We start from the raw sequence: 15,208 nt of genomic DNA, 5'->3' as shown, positions 1-15,208 counted from the left end.
GCCGGCCGCTGGCCGGCGGAACGCGGATCGACGCGCAGGTCGGTAGCGCCGGCCGCTGGCCGGCGGAACGCGGATCGACGCGCAGGTCGGTAGCGCCGGCCGCTGGCCGGCGGAACGCGGATCGACGCGCAGGTCGGTAGCGCCGGCCGCTGGCCGGCGGAACGCGGATCGACGCGCAGGTCGGTAGTGCTGGCCGCTGGCCGGCAGAATGGCCATGCGCCGTCACCACTACCATTCAGCCCCCGGGCGTATGCTGGAACCCTGTCCCACGGAGCCGCCGCATGCACATCGTGTACAAGGCCGACAACCTGTTCGACGCCCATCTGGTCAAGCACGCGCTGGAAAACGCCGGCATCCCGGCCTTTGTGTTCGGCGAGCAGCTGCTGGGCGGCATGGGCGAGCTGCCGTTGTTCGGCGTGCTGCGGGTCGGCATCCCCGACGCGGCGCGGCCGCAGGCGGAGGACATCATCGCCGCGCTGGACTTGGGCCCGGCCGCGGACGCCCCCATTTCTGATGCAGACGATTGGGCCGGACAGCCGGCGTAGGAGTGCATCATGTTGGGAATTGGCCAGGGCATCCTCGGCATCGGGGCCTTCAAGCAGCGCCTGCCGCGCCCGGAAGAGGCACTGCCGGGACGTGAGCAGCCATTGCCGCTGCACAGCAACCAGCACTTCGTGAACAGCCATCCGCTGAAGGACCGCTTCGCCGGCCTGCAGCAGATCCGTTTCGCGCTGGGCTGCTTCTGGGGCGCCGAGCGCAAGTTCTGGACCGAGCCGGGCGTGTACAGCACCTCGGTCGGCTACGCCGGCGGCATCACCCCGAACCCGACCTATGAAGAGGTCTGCTCGGGCCTGACCGGCCACACCGAAGTGGTGCAGGTGGTGTTCGACCCGGCGGTGGTGAGCCTGGAACGGCTGTTGCAGCTGTTCTGGGAAAGCCACGACCCGACCCAGGGCATGCGCCAGGGCAACGACACCGGCACCCAGTACCGTTCGGCGATCCATGCCACTGACGAGGCACAGTACGCCGCTGCGCTGGCCAGCCGCGAGGCCTACCAGGCACAGCTGGATGCGGCCGGCTACGGCCCGATCACCACCGAGATCGTGTATCCGGCACCGGCGTACTACTACGCCGAGGACTACCACCAGCAGTACCTGGCGAAGAACCCGAACGGCTACTGCGGTATTGGTGGCACCGGCGTGAGCTGCCCGATCGGGCTGGATGTGGAGGCGCCGCGCTGACGCGCGGTGGTCCGCCTGCGGCGGGCAACGTCAACATCAACATCCAAAGCGGCTCTGGGTTGCTGATGGTTGGGCGGGACGGGGGCGGCCGGCAGGACACGCCGTAAACCCCCCTCCGGGGTCCGGCCCAGCCGCTGGCGGCTGTGCGTTCGGGCGCTTGCGAAGCAGTGCTTCGCAAGCAAAGCGCCCTCACCCATGGGGGCTCGATGGCGCCATTCATGGCGCCTACGGTCCTGGCAGCCGCCCCCGTCCCACCATCGACAGTTTCCCGGTGACGGTGGGCAAGAGCATGGGTTACTGACGACTGAAGGAAAACAGAAAGGACGCGGCCTTCGCCGCGTCCTTTTTGTTTGGTCCTGCAGTGCTTTCTGTAGAGCGGAGCCATGCTCGGCTCCGAGCGAGCGAAGCGCGCGACCCGCTGTTGCTCTTCTTTCTTTCTTCCGTGGCGGGCGGCCACAGGAAACTGTCAGAGGGCGGGCGGGTTGGGTTCGCGGGAGTGTCCGCCGCATGGATGCGGCGGCCAAGCCTCCAGGGATGGATTCACGGCGTCTCCCGCGAACCCAACCCGCCCGACCCAGCACGGTTGTTGCTCTGAGCCCCCCGCCACGAGGGGCTCAGCCGTTGGCCGGAATCACAGTGCCGCGCGGATCCGCTCGCGCAGTGCTTCCAGATCCTTGGCAAACGCCTCGATACCCGTCGCCAGCTTCTCGGTCGCCATCGGATCGGCCGCCAGGTCTGCTGCGAACGTCGCCGCGTCGATCGGGGTCACCGCCGCGCCATCGGCGGCGCCGGCCACCAGCTTGCGCGGCAGCTCGCCGTGGTCGGCGTCCAGCTTCTCCAGCAGATCCGGCGAAATCGTCAGGCGGTCGCAGCCGGCCAGCGCTTCGATCTGCGCGGTCGAACGGAACGAGGCGCCCATCACCACCGTCTTCGAACCACGGCGCTTGAATTCGGCATAGACGCCGCGCACGAACTTCACGCCCGGGTCTTCGTCGATGGTGGCCGGGGTCTGGCCGTTGGCCACGTACCAGTCCAGGATGCGACCGACGAAGGGGGAGATCAGAAACGCGCCGGCCTCGCTGCAGGCCAGCGCCTGGGTCGGGTTGAAGATCAGGGTCAGGTTGCAGTCGATGCCTTCGGCCTGCAGCACGCGCGCGGCTTCCACGCCTTCCCAGGTCGCGGCGATCTTGATCAGGATCTTCTCGCGCGGCACGCCGGCGTCGGCGTACATCTGGATGAACTGGCGCGCCTTGGCCACGGTGGCGGCGGTGTCGTGGGCCTGGTCGGCATCCACTTCGGTGGACACCCGGCCCGGCACCAGCGTGCTCAGCAGCGCGCCGACGCCGATGGTCAGGCGGTCGGCCACCGCGTGCACCACGGTTTCACGGTCGCCACCCTGCTGGCGGCCCCAGGCCAGTTCACGTTCGATCAGGTCGGCATAGACCGGCAGGTCCAGCGCCTTCTTCACCAGGGTCGGGTTGGTGGTGCAGTCCACCGGCTGCAGGCGCTTGATCGCCTCGTAGTCACCGGTATCGGCAACGACCACGGACAGTTCGCGCAGCTGGGACAGTTTGGACGGGGTACTCATTACGGCTCCTGGTGCAAGGGAATCGAATCGCGCGCAGTGCGCAGCGGTAATCAGGGGTGATCGTTGTGGACAGCCGTCACGCGCAGGCGCAGCTTGCGGCCGCCGGGCGCGTTCCAGTCGATGCTCTGGCCGATCGCCAGGCCCAGCAGGGCGGTGCCGACCGGGGCCAGCACGGAGACCTTGCCTTCATCGACATTGGCTTCGCGGGGGAAAACCAAGGTCAGGACGTGCTTTTCGCCCGACACTTCATCTTCGCACTCCACGCGCGAATGCATCATGACGATGCCTTCGGGAATCTGGTCCGGCGCCAGCACGGTGGCCCGGTTGAGTTCTTCAGCAAGCGCGAGCGCGGCAGGCGTCTGGCTCAGCGCAGGGGACTCGAGCATGGCGTCCAGGCGGTCCATGTCGAAGGAAGAAACGGTGATCGACGGCGGCAGGCCGCTGGCGGTGTTCATGGTGAAGCTCCTTGGTTGAAAGCCATGCAAAAGGCGGCACCTGCTGGCGCCGCCTGTCTGTATTGTGGGGACAAATGCGGCCGGAATCGACTCCTGCCGATTCCGGGCCGGTGCTGCGGGGGCTCAGCCGTTCAGCGCGGGGCCGGGCAGGGCTGCCGCATCGGACGTGGCGTGCAGCGCGTCCAGGGTGAACAGTGCCTGCGGCAGGCGCTTGAACTGGTCGGCCAGCTCCATCAGGAAGTCGTTCATGGCCGAGCTGCGGCGCCAGATCATGGCGATGCGGCGGCTGGGACGACCCTCGCCGGTGAAATCGAGCAGGCGGATGTTGTTCGAGCGCGGCACCGGTGGCTGCACCGACAGGCTCGGCAGCAGGGTGATGCCGACGTCAGCGGCGACCATCTGGCGCAGGGTTTCCAGGCTGGTGGCGCGGAATTCGGACTTCTCGTTGGCGCCGAACAGGCGGCAGACTTCCAGCGCCTGGTCGCGCAGGCAATGCCCGTCTTCCAGCAGCAGCAGCTTCTGCGTGGCCAGCTCCTGCACGTCCAGGTGTTCGCGACGGGCCAGCGGGTGGCGGCCGGAGACGGCCAGCAGGAACGGTTCCTCGAACAGGAACTCGGCATGCAGCTGATCGTCTATCACCGGCAGCGCCAGCAACGCAGCATCCAGCTTGCCTTCGCGCAGGCGGTCCAGCAGCACGTCGCTCTTTTCCTCGACGAGCAGCAGTTCCAGCTCCGGGAAGCGTTCACGGATGCGCGGAATCACATGCGGCAGCAGGTACGGGCCGAGGGTCGGGAAGATGCCCAGGCGCACCGTGCCGGCTTCCGGGTCGCGGCTGCGTCGCGCCGCTTCCTTCAGTTGTTCCACTTCGGACACGATCACCCGTGCCCGTGCCGCCGCTTCCTGGCCGGCCGGGGTCAGCATCACCTTGCGCGGTGCGCGTTCCACCAGCGGCAGGCCCAGTTCCTCTTCCAGCTTGCGGATCTGGGTGGACAGCGTGGGCTGGCTGACGAAGCAGGAGGCGGCAGCCCGGCCGAAATGCTTGTGGTCGGCCAGGGCTACCAGGTACTTCAGATCACGTAGGTTCATCCTTACACCCCAAGGGTAACGGACCGGCTGACGGCGTGGTTACCCGACAGGCAGACAATGTTCCCGGTGATCTGGGAACGGTGGATCAGGCCGCTTCAGCAACGGCACCGCTGCTGTTGCTCACCGACGAGCGGATCAGGTGGTCGAACGCGCTCAGTGCGGCGGTCGAGCCGGCGCCCATGGCGATGATGATCTGCTTGTAGGGCACCGTCGTGCAATCGCCAGCAGCGAACACACCCGGCAGGTTGGTCTGGCCGCGGTCGTCGATGACGATTTCGCCACGCGGCGAAAGCGCCACCACATCCTTCAGCCACTCGGTGTTGGGCAGCAGGCCGATCTGCACGAAGATGCCTTCCAGCTCGACGCGGTGGGCATCGCCGCCGATGCGGTCCTTGTACACCAGGCCGGTGACCTTGCTGCCGTCGCCCAGCACTTCGGTGGTCTGTGCGCTGGTCAGCACCGTCACGTTGGCCAGGCTGCGCAGCTTCTTCTGCAGCACTTCGTCGGCACGCAGGCTGGAATCGAACTCCAGCAGGGTTACATGCGACACGATGCCGGCCAGATCGATGGCCGCTTCCACGCCGGAATTGCCACCGCCGATCACCGCCACGCGCTTGCCCTTGAACAGCGGGCCATCGCAGTGCGGGCAATAGGCCACGCCCTTGTTGCGGTACTGGTCTTCGCCCGGCACGTTCATCTGCCGCCAGCGCGCGCCGGTGGACAGGATCACCGAACGCGACTTCAGCACCGCGCCGTTCTCCAGCTGCACCTGCACCAGGCCGTCTTCGCCGGCCGGCACCAGCGCGCTGGCACGCTGCAGGTTCATGATGTCCACGTCGTACTCGCGCACGTGCTGTTCCAGCGCCGTGGCCAGCTTCGGGCCCTCGGTTTCCTTCACCGAAATGAAGTTCTCGATGGCCATGGTGTCCAGCACCTGTCCACCGAAGCGCTCGGCGGCGATGCCGGTGCGGATCCCCTTGCGCGCGGCGTAGATCGCCGCTGCCGCACCGGCCGGGCCACCGCCGACCACCAGCACGTCGAAGGCGTCCTTGGCGGCGATCTTCTCGGCGTCGCGCTTGCCGGCATTGGTGTCCAGCTTGGCCACGATCTGCTCGAGGGTCATGCGGCCCTGGTCGAATACTTCACCGTTGAGGTACACGGTCGGCACTGACATGATCTCGCGCTTCTCGACTTCGTCCTGGAACAGGGCGCCGTCGATGGCCACGTGCCGGATGCGAGGGTTGAGCACCGCGGCCAGGTTCAGCGCCTGCACCACGTCCGGGCAGTTCTGGCAGGACAGCGAGAAGTAGGTTTCGAACGCGTACTCGCCTTCCAGGTTCTGCACCTGCTCGATCAGCTCGGCGGTGGCCTTGGACGGATGACCGCCGACCTGCAGCAGCGCCAGCACCAGCGAGGTGAATTCATGGCCCATCGGCAGGCCGGCGAAGGTCAGGTGGATATCCTGGCCCGGCGTGCCCAGGTCGAAGGACGGCACGCGGCCCTGGCCATCGCGCAGGACCTGCAGCGAGATCTTGTCCGACAGGCTTTCCAGGGTCTGCAGCAGCTCCAGCATTTCCTGCGACTTGGCGCCGTCGTCGGCGTGCGCGGTGATCTGGATCGGGCGGGTCACGCGCTCCAGATAGGTCTTCAGCTGCGACTGCAGGTTGGCGTCCAACATCGGTCTTCTCCTGGCTTCAGGCAAACAGGGGGCGTGGCACCGCTGTACAAGGTAGCGGACCAGCTGGGGGTAGGGGTGAACCCAAGACAGCGACCGTGGAAGGGGCTGGCTGGCCAAGGCGGGCGAGCGTTGGCTGTCTTGGGTTCACCCCCACGCCGGCAGAGCACCGGCATGGGGATGAAGGGCGCGCCGTGGCGTGGGGCCATGGCAGGCCGGTACGGCGTTAGATCTTGCCGACCAGGTCCAGCGACGGGGTCAGGGTCTTCTCGCCTTCCTTCCACTTGGCCGGGCACACCTGGTTCGGGTTGGCGGCGGTGAACTGGGCAGCCTTCAGCTTGCGCAGGGTCTCGGAGACGTCACGGGCGATCTCGTTGGAGTGGATCTCCAGGGTCTTGATCACGCCTTCCGGGTTGATGATGAAGGTGCCGCGCAGGGCCAGGCCTTCTTCCGGAATGTGCACGCCGAAGGCGTTGGTCAGCTGGTGGGTCGGGTCGCCGACCAGCGGGAACTGGGCCTTGCCGACGGCCGGCGAGGTCTCGTGCCACACCTTGTGCGAGAAGTGGGTATCGGTGGTGACGATGTAGACCTCGGCGCCGGCCTTCTTGAACTCGGCGTAATGGTCAGCTGCGTCCTCGATCTCGGTCGGGCAGTTGAAGGTGAAGGCGGCCGGCATGAAGATCAGGACGGACCACTGGCCCTTCAGGCTGGCGTCGGAAACCTTGATGAACTCGCCGTTGTGGTACGCGTTGGCTTCGAACGGCTGGATCTGGGTGTTGATGAGAGACATCATTTTTCCTCTTGGTGAAGGGGAGCGGGTGAATCGACAGGGGCTAGGTTACCCATTCGCTGGCGATAAGAACAATGCATTGATTGCATCTATTTAATAGACACAGTCTATCGTAAGGCCATGAGCAGGCACTGAATCCTGCTGTGGCCATCCTGCAACTGACTGTGTGACAAGGAAAATCTTCCGCAGCAGGCGAAGGTGGCCGATAGCCCGTCCTTATCCCGTGGACGGGGACCTGAACGGATTCCGGTTTTCTAGAGCCGAGCCCGTGCCCGGCTGCTCCAGAAGCAGCCGAGCACGGGCCCGGCTCTACAATTGCGCAATGTCCTTCCAACCCGAACCCTCCCTGCGCCAGGTCGTGGCCGACGCCAGCGCCCGCCTTGGCGGCATCGACGCCCGCCACGAAGCCGAACTGCTGCTGCTGCACGTGCTGGAACGCCCACGCAGTTGGCTGTTCGCGCATGCCACAGATCCGCTGGCTGCCGCCGACCAGGCCGCCTTCGAAACGCTGTTGGCCCGCCGCATGGCCGGCGAGCCGGTCGCCTACCTGACCGGCCGCCGCGGTTTCTGGACGCTGGACCTGGAAGTCGACCCGGCCACGCTGATTCCGCGCCCGGAAACCGAGCTGCTGGTCGAGCTGGCACTGGAGCGCCTGCCGTCAGACCAGTCGCTGCAACTGGCTGACCTCGGCACCGGCAGCGGTGCGATTGCACTGGCGCTGGCCAGCGAACGGCCACAGGCGCAGGTGCTGGCCACCGACGCCAGCCCGTGCGCGCTGGCGGTGGCTGCGCGCAACGCGGCACGCCATGAACTGCGCAACGTCCGCTTCGCCGAAGGCGGGCACGACTGGTATGCGCCGCTGCAGGGGGCACGCTTCGACCTGATAGCCAGCAATCCGCCGTATATCGCCAGCGACGATCCTCATCTGGAACAGGGCGACCTGCGTTTTGAACCGGCTACCGCGCTGGCTTCCGGCGTGGATGGCCTGGATGACATCCGCCGCATCGTCGACGGTGGTCAGGCCCACCTGCGGCCCGGTGGCTGGTTGCTGATCGAGCACGGATGGGACCAGGGCGCGGCGATCCGCGCGTTGTTCGACGCCGCCGGTTTCGCGGAGGTGCAGACTGCGCAGGACCTTGAGCAGCGCGATCGCATCACCCTGGGCCGGCGACCGGCCTAGAATGGAGGTTCTCCTGCCCCGGCAGGGCATCACCCTGGAGCTGCAAGCATGCGTACGCTGTACCCCGCCATCACCCCCTACGACGTCGGCACCCTGAAGGTCGACGACCGCCACACGCTGTACTTCGAGCAGTGCGGCAACCCGGACGGCAAGCCGGTGGTGATGCTGCATGGTGGCCCGGGTGGCGGCTGCAGCGACAAGATGCGCCAGTTCCACGACCCGTCGAAGTACCGCATCATCCTGTTCGACCAGCGCGGCGCCGGTCGCTCCACCCCGCACGCGGATCTGGTGGACAACACCACCTGGGACCTCGTTGCCGACATCGAGAAGCTGCGCGAGCACCTGAAGGTCGATCGCTGGCAGGTGTTCGGCGGCAGCTGGGGTTCGACACTGGCCCTGGCCTATGCCGAAACCCATCCGCAGCGCGTGACCGAACTGGTCCTGCGCGGCATCTTCATGCTGCGTCGCTGGGAGCTGGAGTGGTTCTACCAGGAAGGTGCCAACCGCCTGTTCCCGGATGCGTGGGAGCATTACCTCAAGCCGATCCCGTCGGTGGAACGCCATGACCTGATCTCGGCCTTCCACCGCCGCCTGACCAGCGAAGACGAAGCCACCCGCCTGGAAGCGGCCAAGGCGTGGGCAGTGTGGGAAGGTGCGACCAGCTTCCTGCACGTCGATGACGACTTCATCAACAGCCACGAAGACCCGCATTTTGCGCTGGCGTTTGCCCGCATCGAGAACCACTACTTCGTCAACGGCGGCTTCTTCGAGGTGGAAGACCAGTTGCTGCGCGACGCGCACCGCATCGCTGACATCCCGGGCGTGATCGTGCACGGCCGCTACGACGTGGTCTGCCCGCTGGCCAACGCCTGGGACCTGACCAAGGTATGGCCGAAGGCAAAGCTGGAAATCACCCCGGCGTCGGGCCATTCGGCGTTCGAGGCCGAGAACGTGGACGCGCTGGTGCGCGCGACCGATAGCTTCGCCTGATCGGTAGTGCCGGCCGCTGGCCGGCAACGCCTTACCTGTCCGTTCCGCCGCTCGCCGGCCAGCGGCCGGCGCTACCCGATAGCCAAGGCGTCGGGCCATTCGGCGTTCGAGGCCGAGAACGTGGACGCGCCGGTGCGCGCGACCGATAGCTTCGCCTGATCGGTAGTGCCGGCCGCTGGCCGGCACCGCCTTAGCGGTCCGTTTCGCCGCCGCCCGAGGTGGCTCGCCGGCTATTCGGCGTTCGAGGCCGAGAACGTGGACGCGCTGGTGCGCGCGACCGATGGCTTCGCCTGATCGGTAGTGCCGGCCGCTGGCCGGCAACGCCTTAGCGGTCCGTTTCGCCGCCGCCCGAGGTGGCCCGCCGGCCAGCGGCCGGCGCTACCCGACAGCCAAGGCGTCGCGCCATTCGGCGTTCGAGCCCGAGAACGTGGACGCGCTGGTGCGCGCGACCGATGGCTTCGCCTGATCGGTAGTGCCGGCCGATGGCCGGCACCGCCTAAGCGGTCCGTTTCGCCGCCGCCCGAGGTGGCCCGCCGGCCAGCGGCCGGCGCTACCCGATAGCCATGGGTGCTGCATGGCGTGGATTTACCAATCCCCGGCCAGCAACGCGTCGGCCAGCACCTGCAGCTTCGGCGAGTGCTGGCGCGACGGTGGGTAGATCAGCGACAGCGCGCGGTTGCGGCCCTCGAACGGCTGCAGCACGCGTTGCAGGCGGCCGTCAGCCAGCGCGTCGGCCACGGCGAAATCCATCACCTGCACGATGCCGATACCGGCGATGGCCGCTTCCACCAGCGGATCGCCGCTGTCGAACACCATCCGCGTCGGTGGCGTGAACTCACGCAGTTGCCCGTCCTGCAGGAACTGCCAGTCCACCAGCCGGCCACTGCGCAGGTTGCGTACCGCCAGGCAGGCATGATCCCGCAGGGCGGCCACATCGTCGGGCGCGCCACAGCGGTCGAGGTAGTCCGGGCTGGCCACCGTCACCCATCGCAGCGGACGCAGCGGGCGCGCGACGATGCGCTGGTCGGCGATGGCGCCGGTGCGCAGCGCGGCGTCGAAACCTTCCTCGACCAGATCGACCAGGCGGTCGCTGAGCACCGCCTCCACCTGCAGTTGTGGATGCCGTTGCAGCAGCGGCGCCAGCAGCGGCACCAGCACCTTGCGCCCGAACATCGAGGGTGCGCTGATCTTCAGGGTGCCCGAGGGCGTGCACGGACGATCGGCCAACTGGCGTTCGGCATCCTCCAGGCCACACAACAGCGGCGCCACCTGATCGACGAACTGGCGGCCATCCGGGGTCAGCGCCACGTTGCGGGTGTTCCGCTGCAGCAGCTTCACTCCCAGCGTGGCCTCCAGCCGGCCGATCGCGCGCGAAAGCCCGGACTGGCTCAGGCCCAGCTGACCGGCGGCCACGGTGAAACTGCGCGCTTCGGCCACCTGCACCAGCATGCGCACCGCATTGAGGTCCATCGAGGTTCCATTCATGCCGAAAATCATGACAGATATGGTGGGTTGGGGGTTTATTGATTGCCCTGCATCAATGAGACTGCGCTCCCCCACCGCACCAGACCGCCGATGCCTCCCCTCAAGTACCCGCGCTGGGCGCTGACCCTGCTGGCCACTGCCCAGCTGATCATCGCCCTGGATGCCACCATCATCTTCGTCGCCCTGCACGACATGGGCCGCGCGCTGCAGATCAACGCGCAGCAGCTGCAGTGGGTGGTCAGTGCCTACACCGTCGCGTTCGGCGGCAGCCTGCTGCTGGGTGGCCGCGCCGCCGACCTGATCGGCCGCCGCCGCTTCTACCGGCTGGGCATGCTGCTGTTCGCACTGGCATCGCTGCTCGGCGCGCTGGCGCCGAATGCCACCCTGCTGATCATCGCGCGCGCGGCGCAGGGCATCGGTGCGGCACTGCTGTTCCCGGCCACGCTGGCGCTGATCAACACGCTGTACGCGGAAGGTCCGGTGCGCAACCGTGCGCTGGCGATCTGGAGCATGGCCAGCGCGGTGGGCCTGGCGCTGGGCACGCTGCTCGGTGGCGTGCTGACCCAGGCGTTCGGCTGGCCGGCGGTGCTGGCCGTGATCGTGCCGCTGGCCACCGCCTGCGCGGTCGCGGCCGGTGCCTGGCTGCCGGCCGACGGCCCGCGTGCACACGGCCGTTCGTTCGACCTGGCCGGGTGCATCACCGTCACCTTCGGCGGCAGCCTGCTGGTGACCACCCTGGTGCAGGGCCCGGAATGGGGCTGGACCGCACCGGCCACGCTGGGCTGCCTGCTGCTGTCGGCGCTGCTGCTGGTGGCGTTCGTGCAGATCGAACAACGCAGCCGCGATCCGCTGATGCAGTTCGCATTGCTGCGCCTGCCCGGGCTGCGCGCCGCGCTGGGCCTGACCTTCGCCTTCATGAGCAGCTACGGCGTGCAGTACTACTTCATGGCGCTGTATTTCCAGGACGGCTACGGCTGGAGCCCATTGCAGGCCGGCCTCGCGTTCCTGCCCGCCACCGCAGTGTGCACGGTCGGCATCCAGCTGGCGGAGTGGACATTGCAGCGCTGGAGCGCGCGCAGGGTGCTGGTGGCCGGGCAGCTGGCCGGCGCCATCGGCATTGCCTGGGTTGCAGCGTCGCTGCCGCATGCAGCGAACTTCTGGCCGCTGCTGCCGGGTGTGGTGGTGATGAGCATCGGCCAGGGCATGACGTGGACCGCGATGTGGATCGTGGCCGGGCAGGGCGTGCCGGCTGCACAGCAGGGCGTGGCCTCCGGCATGGCAGCCACCGCGCAGCAGATCGGCGGTGCGCTGGGCCTGGCGGTGCTGGTGATGGTGGCCAACGCCGATGCCGGCGCCGCCGGTTCGCCGAGTGCACTGGCCGGGCTGGTGCGCGCCGAATACGGCGCCGCGTTGTTCGCCCTGCTGGGTGTGGCGATCGCACTGGGCCTGCGCCCGGCGCCGGTGGCGGTGGTGCCGGCCGCTGGCCGGCAAACGCTCTGATCCAACGATCCGGAGGTTGCCGGCCAGCGGCCGGCACTACCGGTTCGGCATGGATACACGCGCGTTCAACCCAGCGCCAGCAGCTCCGGTTGCAGCGCACTGAAGATCCGCGCCAACCGCTCGGCCCAGGCCTGCTGCCCGGCGACGCCGGCGATCAGGTCCTGGCGGATCTCCAGTTCCACGTGCACCAGGCCACGGCCTTCGCCATGCACCGGTACCGCGTAGTCGCTGGTACTGCTGACCGAATACGGTTCGTTGTCACCCACCACCAGATCGCCTTCGTCACGCAGCGCCTGCAGCAGGGCATGCGCGAAGCGCGTGTCCCGGTGGTACAGCACGCCGGCATGCCACGGCCGCTGCGTGCCGTTCATCGCCGGGGTGAAGCTGTGCATCATCACCAGCAGGGTGGGGCGGCCGGCATCGCGGCGTACATCCAGTTCTGCGTCGATGCGCGCGTGGTAGGGCGCGTGGATCGCATCGATGCGCTGCTGCCGCTGCGCCGCCGACAGTCCGGCATTGCCCGGGACCACGGTGTGGTCGCTCACCTCCGGGATCAGCGTGGGCGAGGCCAGCGGGCGGTTGCAGTCGATCAGCAGCCGTGAATAGGTCTGTTCGATCGCCCACGCATCCAGCCGTTCGGCCAGTGCGCGGGTAGTGCCGGCGATGCCGATGTCCCAGCCGATGTGGCGATCCAGCTCGGCCTGCGCCAGGCCCAGTCCGGCCAGCGCGCGCGGCACCTGCTGCCCGGCGTGGTCGGCCAGCAGCAGGTACGGCGAAGCGCCCTGCGGCCGGTGCACGGTGTAGACCGCAGGATCGCCGGCCCCGAGCAATGCCGGCACGGGGTGCAGGTCGGCATCAGCCACGCGGGCGCCCGTCCAGGTGGTGCTCGATCATCCACAGCCCGGCCCAGAGCTTGGCATCCAGCTCGTAGCCTTCGCCCATCTTCTGTACCAGCCAGGCGGCGGCCTGGCTGCGTGGAATCTCGTGCACGGTGATGTCTTCGCTGTCATCACCGCCACCGTCGCCGATGCGGCGCAGGCCGGTGGCGCGCACGAAGGCGATCTTCTCGCTGCTGGCGCCGGAGGAGGTGGGGCCGATCATCAGCACTTCGGCATGGTCGGCGGTCCAGCCGGTTTCTTCTTCCAGCTCGCGCACGGCCGAGACTTCGATCGACTCGCCGGCGTGGATGTCGCCGACCAGGCCGGCCGGCATCTCGATGGTGGGGGCCTGCAGCGGCACGCGGAACTGTTCGACGAACAGCACCTTGTCCTCCGGGGTCACCGCGATGATGATCGCGGCCAGGCCGCCGGCATGGGTGCGTTCGCTGTATTCCCAGGTGCCACGCACCACCATGCGCTGGTACTTGCCTTCATAGACGACACGCGGGGCTTCGGTGTTGCGCTGGCTCATGCGGGCTCGCTGGAATTGGAAAAGGAAGGAGTGGGAACGGGGTCGGCCACGCCGGCGGCACCGAACAGCCGGCGGCGGGTCATCGGGCCGAAGCGCAGGGTCTGGCACAGGCCATCGAGCAGTTCCGGGTCGGCCGGCTGGCGCAGCAGGCCGGGTTGGCTGCCCTCCAGCGGCGCGTCCAGCGCGATGGTGGTCAGCTGGCGCCAGAGCTGGGCGTGCTCGCGCTGCTCGCGCAGGCGCACGGCCATCTGTGCAGCGCCACGCAGGCGCAGGAACGGCACCTCGTCCAGGCGTTCGAACAGCGCATCCATGCTGCCGAAGTGAGCCAGCAGCACGGCGGCGGACTTGCTGCCGACACCACTGACCCCGGGAATGTTGTCCACGGCATCACCGCACAGCGCCAGGTAGTCGGCGATCTGGTGCGCGTGCACGCCGTGCCGGGCCTTCACCCCGGCCACGTCCCAGCGCTGGTTGCGGGCGTAGTCCCACTGCTCGTCGTGGTCGGCCAGCAGCTGCGACAGGTCCTTGTCGGCGGAGATGATCACCCCGCGATGGCTGCTGCGGTGGACGTGCAGGGCACTGCCGATCAGGTCGTCGGCCTCGTAGTCGTGATGGGCCAGGACCGCCAGGCCCAACGCCGCGCACAGCGCCTTGCAGTGCACGAACTGGCGCTTGAGCGCCTCCGGTGCCGGATCACGGTTGGCCTTGTAGGCCGGATACAGGCGGTGGCGGAAACCGCTGTCGAGCGCTTCGTCGAAGGCGATGGCGATGTGCTGCGGGCGCTCGCGTTCCAGCAGGTCCAGCAGGAAGCGGGCGAAGCCGTGCACGGCATTGGTCGGCCAGCCCTGCGCGTCCTGGAACTGGTCCGGCAGCGAGTGCCAGGCGCGGAACACGTAGATGCTGGCATCGACCAGGTACAGCGACGGCGGCGGTGCCGGCAGGGTCATGCCGGCGGCGTCCAGTCCCGCAGCAGGGTTGCCGGGTCGGGGCGCTCGCGCTCGGGCACGTCGGCCCTGGCGGTGCCGATGTGGATGAAGCCGGCGATGCGTTCGCCCTCGACCAGGCCCAGGTGGGCCTGCACGACCGGATCGAAGGCCATCCAGGCCGTCAGCCACTGTGCGCCGAAGCCCAGCGCCTGCGCGGCCTGCAGCAGGGCGAAGCAGACGCAGCCGGCGGTCATCAGCTGCTCCTGCTCGGGCACCTTCGGGTCCGGGCGCGGGCTGGCCACCACCACGATCACCAGCGGGGCGTGGCTGAAACGCTGGCGGTCCTTCTCGAACACGGCCTCGCCGGCATGCGGGTCGCGCTGGCGGCTGCGTTCGGCCAGGAAGTCGCCCAGAGTGTGACGTGCATCGCCGGCGATCTTCAGGAAGCGGAACGGTACGCGCTTGCCGTGGTCGGGCACGCGTACGGCCGATGCCAGCATCCGCTGCAGCGTGGCCGGGTCCGGGCCGGGCTCGCCCAGTTGCCGCGAAGGCACTGAGCGGCGGGCATCCAGGGCGAGCAGGGCAGCGGGGTCGGGCATGGAGTCTGAACCGGTCATCACGGGGGTTTGATTATAGTCGGGGTGGTCAATGACGCCGTCTGTGTCGCGTCCGGCCTCTGAATACCAAACTGTGATGAACGTCATGCCACTGACGGGGAATGAACGATCGCTTCCCCTCGCCTCGCAGGCCTTGCACGGCTTACGATACCCCTCTTGCCGGGCCGCCGGTCATGAGGTTTGAAGTGAGGACTGTTTCACTGTCCGTGACGGGCTGGCCGGCCTACCATCGACGTACCGGTACATGGGGTGTGCCGGTCGTCGC

Annotated in this window: 15 protein-coding genes; 5 read left to right on the top strand and 10 right to left on the bottom strand. The window is 68.0% G+C overall.

Annotated elements, in window-relative coordinates:
• Positions 1 to 281 precede the first annotated feature (281 nt).
• Together AC5P9C_RS18515 and msrA are read left to right on the top strand one after the other, a co-directional pair.
• On the top strand, positions 282 to 545 hold the full coding sequence (locus AC5P9C_RS18515) for a putative signal transducing protein (protein ID WP_049467989.1): 264 nt from the start codon (positions 282 to 284) through the stop codon (positions 543 to 545).
• Between the two features lie 30 nt (positions 546 to 575).
• Positions 576 to 1,241, top strand: a complete 666-nt coding sequence (msrA, locus tag AC5P9C_RS18510) for a peptide-methionine (S)-S-oxide reductase MsrA (protein ID WP_032956996.1) — start codon at positions 576 to 578, stop codon at positions 1,239 to 1,241.
• Positions 1,242 to 1,872: 631 nt separating this feature from the next.
• Here msrA and AC5P9C_RS18505 read toward each other — a convergent pair.
• The 5 genes from AC5P9C_RS18505 to ahpC all read right to left on the bottom strand — a co-directional run bounded on the left by AC5P9C_RS18505 (position 1,873) and on the right by ahpC (position 6,835).
• Positions 1,873 to 2,829: a transaldolase gene (locus AC5P9C_RS18505; protein ID WP_182068349.1), complete on the bottom strand. Its 957-nt coding sequence runs from the start codon at positions 2,827 to 2,829 to the stop codon at positions 1,873 to 1,875.
• A gap of 50 nt (positions 2,830 to 2,879) precedes the next feature.
• Positions 2,880 to 3,284, bottom strand: coding sequence for a nucleoside diphosphate kinase regulator (gene rnk, locus AC5P9C_RS18500; protein WP_049466522.1), 405 nt, complete (start codon positions 3,282 to 3,284; stop codon positions 2,880 to 2,882).
• A 123-nt stretch (positions 3,285 to 3,407) separates the two neighbouring features.
• Entirely contained in the window at positions 3,408 to 4,370 is a 963-nt protein-coding gene (locus AC5P9C_RS18495) for a LysR substrate-binding domain-containing protein (protein WP_053506907.1), read from the bottom strand.
• Positions 4,371 to 4,455: 85 nt separating this feature from the next.
• Positions 4,456 to 6,048, bottom strand: coding sequence for an alkyl hydroperoxide reductase subunit F (ahpF, locus tag AC5P9C_RS18490; RefSeq protein WP_049466519.1), 1,593 nt, complete (start codon positions 6,046 to 6,048; stop codon positions 4,456 to 4,458).
• 223 nt (positions 6,049 to 6,271) lie between these two features.
• On the bottom strand, positions 6,272 to 6,835 hold the full coding sequence (gene ahpC / locus AC5P9C_RS18485) for an alkyl hydroperoxide reductase subunit C (protein WP_005408159.1): 564 nt from the start codon (positions 6,833 to 6,835) through the stop codon (positions 6,272 to 6,274).
• 322 nt (positions 6,836 to 7,157) lie between these two features.
• Between ahpC and prmC the strand changes: the two genes are divergently transcribed.
• Positions 7,158 to 8,015, top strand: a complete 858-nt coding sequence (prmC, locus tag AC5P9C_RS18480; protein WP_057493438.1) for a peptide chain release factor N(5)-glutamine methyltransferase — start codon at positions 7,158 to 7,160, stop codon at positions 8,013 to 8,015.
• A 48-nt stretch (positions 8,016 to 8,063) separates the two neighbouring features.
• Positions 8,064 to 9,005, top strand: a complete 942-nt coding sequence (pip, locus tag AC5P9C_RS18475; protein ID WP_053462225.1) for a prolyl aminopeptidase — start codon at positions 8,064 to 8,066, stop codon at positions 9,003 to 9,005.
• A gap of 585 nt (positions 9,006 to 9,590) precedes the next feature.
• Here pip and AC5P9C_RS18470 read toward each other — a convergent pair.
• Entirely contained in the window at positions 9,591 to 10,475 is an 885-nt protein-coding gene (locus tag AC5P9C_RS18470) for a LysR family transcriptional regulator (protein ID WP_150827652.1), read from the bottom strand.
• A 105-nt stretch (positions 10,476 to 10,580) separates the two neighbouring features.
• Between AC5P9C_RS18470 and AC5P9C_RS18465 the strand changes: the two genes are divergently transcribed.
• Entirely contained in the window at positions 10,581 to 11,990 is a 1,410-nt protein-coding gene (locus tag AC5P9C_RS18465; protein WP_414615284.1) for an MFS transporter, read from the top strand.
• A 65-nt stretch (positions 11,991 to 12,055) separates the two neighbouring features.
• Here the strand turns inward: AC5P9C_RS18465 and AC5P9C_RS18460 are convergent, their stop codons facing one another.
• Genes AC5P9C_RS18460 through AC5P9C_RS18445 form a run of 4 tightly spaced genes read right to left on the bottom strand, consistent with a single transcriptional unit; the run spans position 12,056 to position 14,925 of the window.
• Positions 12,056 to 12,853: an N-formylglutamate amidohydrolase gene (locus AC5P9C_RS18460; RefSeq protein ID WP_103282767.1), complete on the bottom strand. Its 798-nt coding sequence runs from the start codon at positions 12,851 to 12,853 to the stop codon at positions 12,056 to 12,058.
• Entirely contained in the window at positions 12,846 to 13,400 is a 555-nt protein-coding gene (locus AC5P9C_RS18455; RefSeq protein WP_049465743.1) for an NUDIX hydrolase, read from the bottom strand. The genes AC5P9C_RS18460 and AC5P9C_RS18455 overlap by 8 nt, the downstream gene beginning before the upstream one ends.
• Positions 13,397 to 14,347, bottom strand: a complete 951-nt coding sequence (locus AC5P9C_RS18450) for a 5'-3' exonuclease (RefSeq protein ID WP_053462228.1) — start codon at positions 14,345 to 14,347, stop codon at positions 13,397 to 13,399. The genes AC5P9C_RS18455 and AC5P9C_RS18450 overlap by 4 nt, the downstream gene beginning before the upstream one ends.
• A complete protein-coding gene (locus AC5P9C_RS18445) occupies positions 14,344 to 14,925 on the bottom strand; it encodes a nitroreductase family protein (protein ID WP_053505770.1) in 582 nt (193 codons plus the stop codon). The genes AC5P9C_RS18450 and AC5P9C_RS18445 overlap by 4 nt, the downstream gene beginning before the upstream one ends.
• Between the last annotated feature and the right edge of the window lie 283 nt (positions 14,926 to 15,208).

The sequence above is a fragment of the Stenotrophomonas sp. YJH_SMC_10 genome, from assembly GCF_059371555.1.
This window is presented reverse-complemented; position numbering and strand designations above follow the sequence as displayed.

Coding starts and splice junctions, on each gene's coding strand:
- AC5P9C_RS18515 (WP_049467989.1), top strand. CDS start 282: ATGCACATCGTGTACAAGGCCGACAACCTGTTCGACGCCCATCTGGTC.
- AC5P9C_RS18505 (WP_182068349.1), bottom strand. CDS start 2,829: ATGAGTACCCCGTCCAAACTGTCCCAGCTGCGCGAACTGTCCGTGGTC.
- rnk (WP_049466522.1), bottom strand. CDS start 3,284: ATGAACACCGCCAGCGGCCTGCCGCCGTCGATCACCGTTTCTTCCTTC.
- AC5P9C_RS18495 (WP_053506907.1), bottom strand. CDS start 4,370: ATGAACCTACGTGATCTGAAGTACCTGGTAGCCCTGGCCGACCACAAG.
- ahpF (WP_049466519.1), bottom strand. CDS start 6,048: ATGTTGGACGCCAACCTGCAGTCGCAGCTGAAGACCTATCTGGAGCGC.
- ahpC (WP_005408159.1), bottom strand. CDS start 6,835: ATGTCTCTCATCAACACCCAGATCCAGCCGTTCGAAGCCAACGCGTAC.
- prmC (WP_057493438.1), top strand. CDS start 7,158: ATGTCCTTCCAACCCGAACCCTCCCTGCGCCAGGTCGTGGCCGACGCC.
- pip (WP_053462225.1), top strand. CDS start 8,064: ATGCGTACGCTGTACCCCGCCATCACCCCCTACGACGTCGGCACCCTG.
- AC5P9C_RS18470 (WP_150827652.1), bottom strand. CDS start 10,475: ATGGACCTCAATGCGGTGCGCATGCTGGTGCAGGTGGCCGAAGCGCGC.
- AC5P9C_RS18465 (WP_414615284.1), top strand. CDS start 10,581: ATGCCTCCCCTCAAGTACCCGCGCTGGGCGCTGACCCTGCTGGCCACT.
- AC5P9C_RS18455 (WP_049465743.1), bottom strand. CDS start 13,400: ATGAGCCAGCGCAACACCGAAGCCCCGCGTGTCGTCTATGAAGGCAAG.
- AC5P9C_RS18450 (WP_053462228.1), bottom strand. CDS start 14,347: ATGACCCTGCCGGCACCGCCGCCGTCGCTGTACCTGGTCGATGCCAGC.
- AC5P9C_RS18445 (WP_053505770.1), bottom strand. CDS start 14,925: ATGCCCGACCCCGCTGCCCTGCTCGCCCTGGATGCCCGCCGCTCAGTG.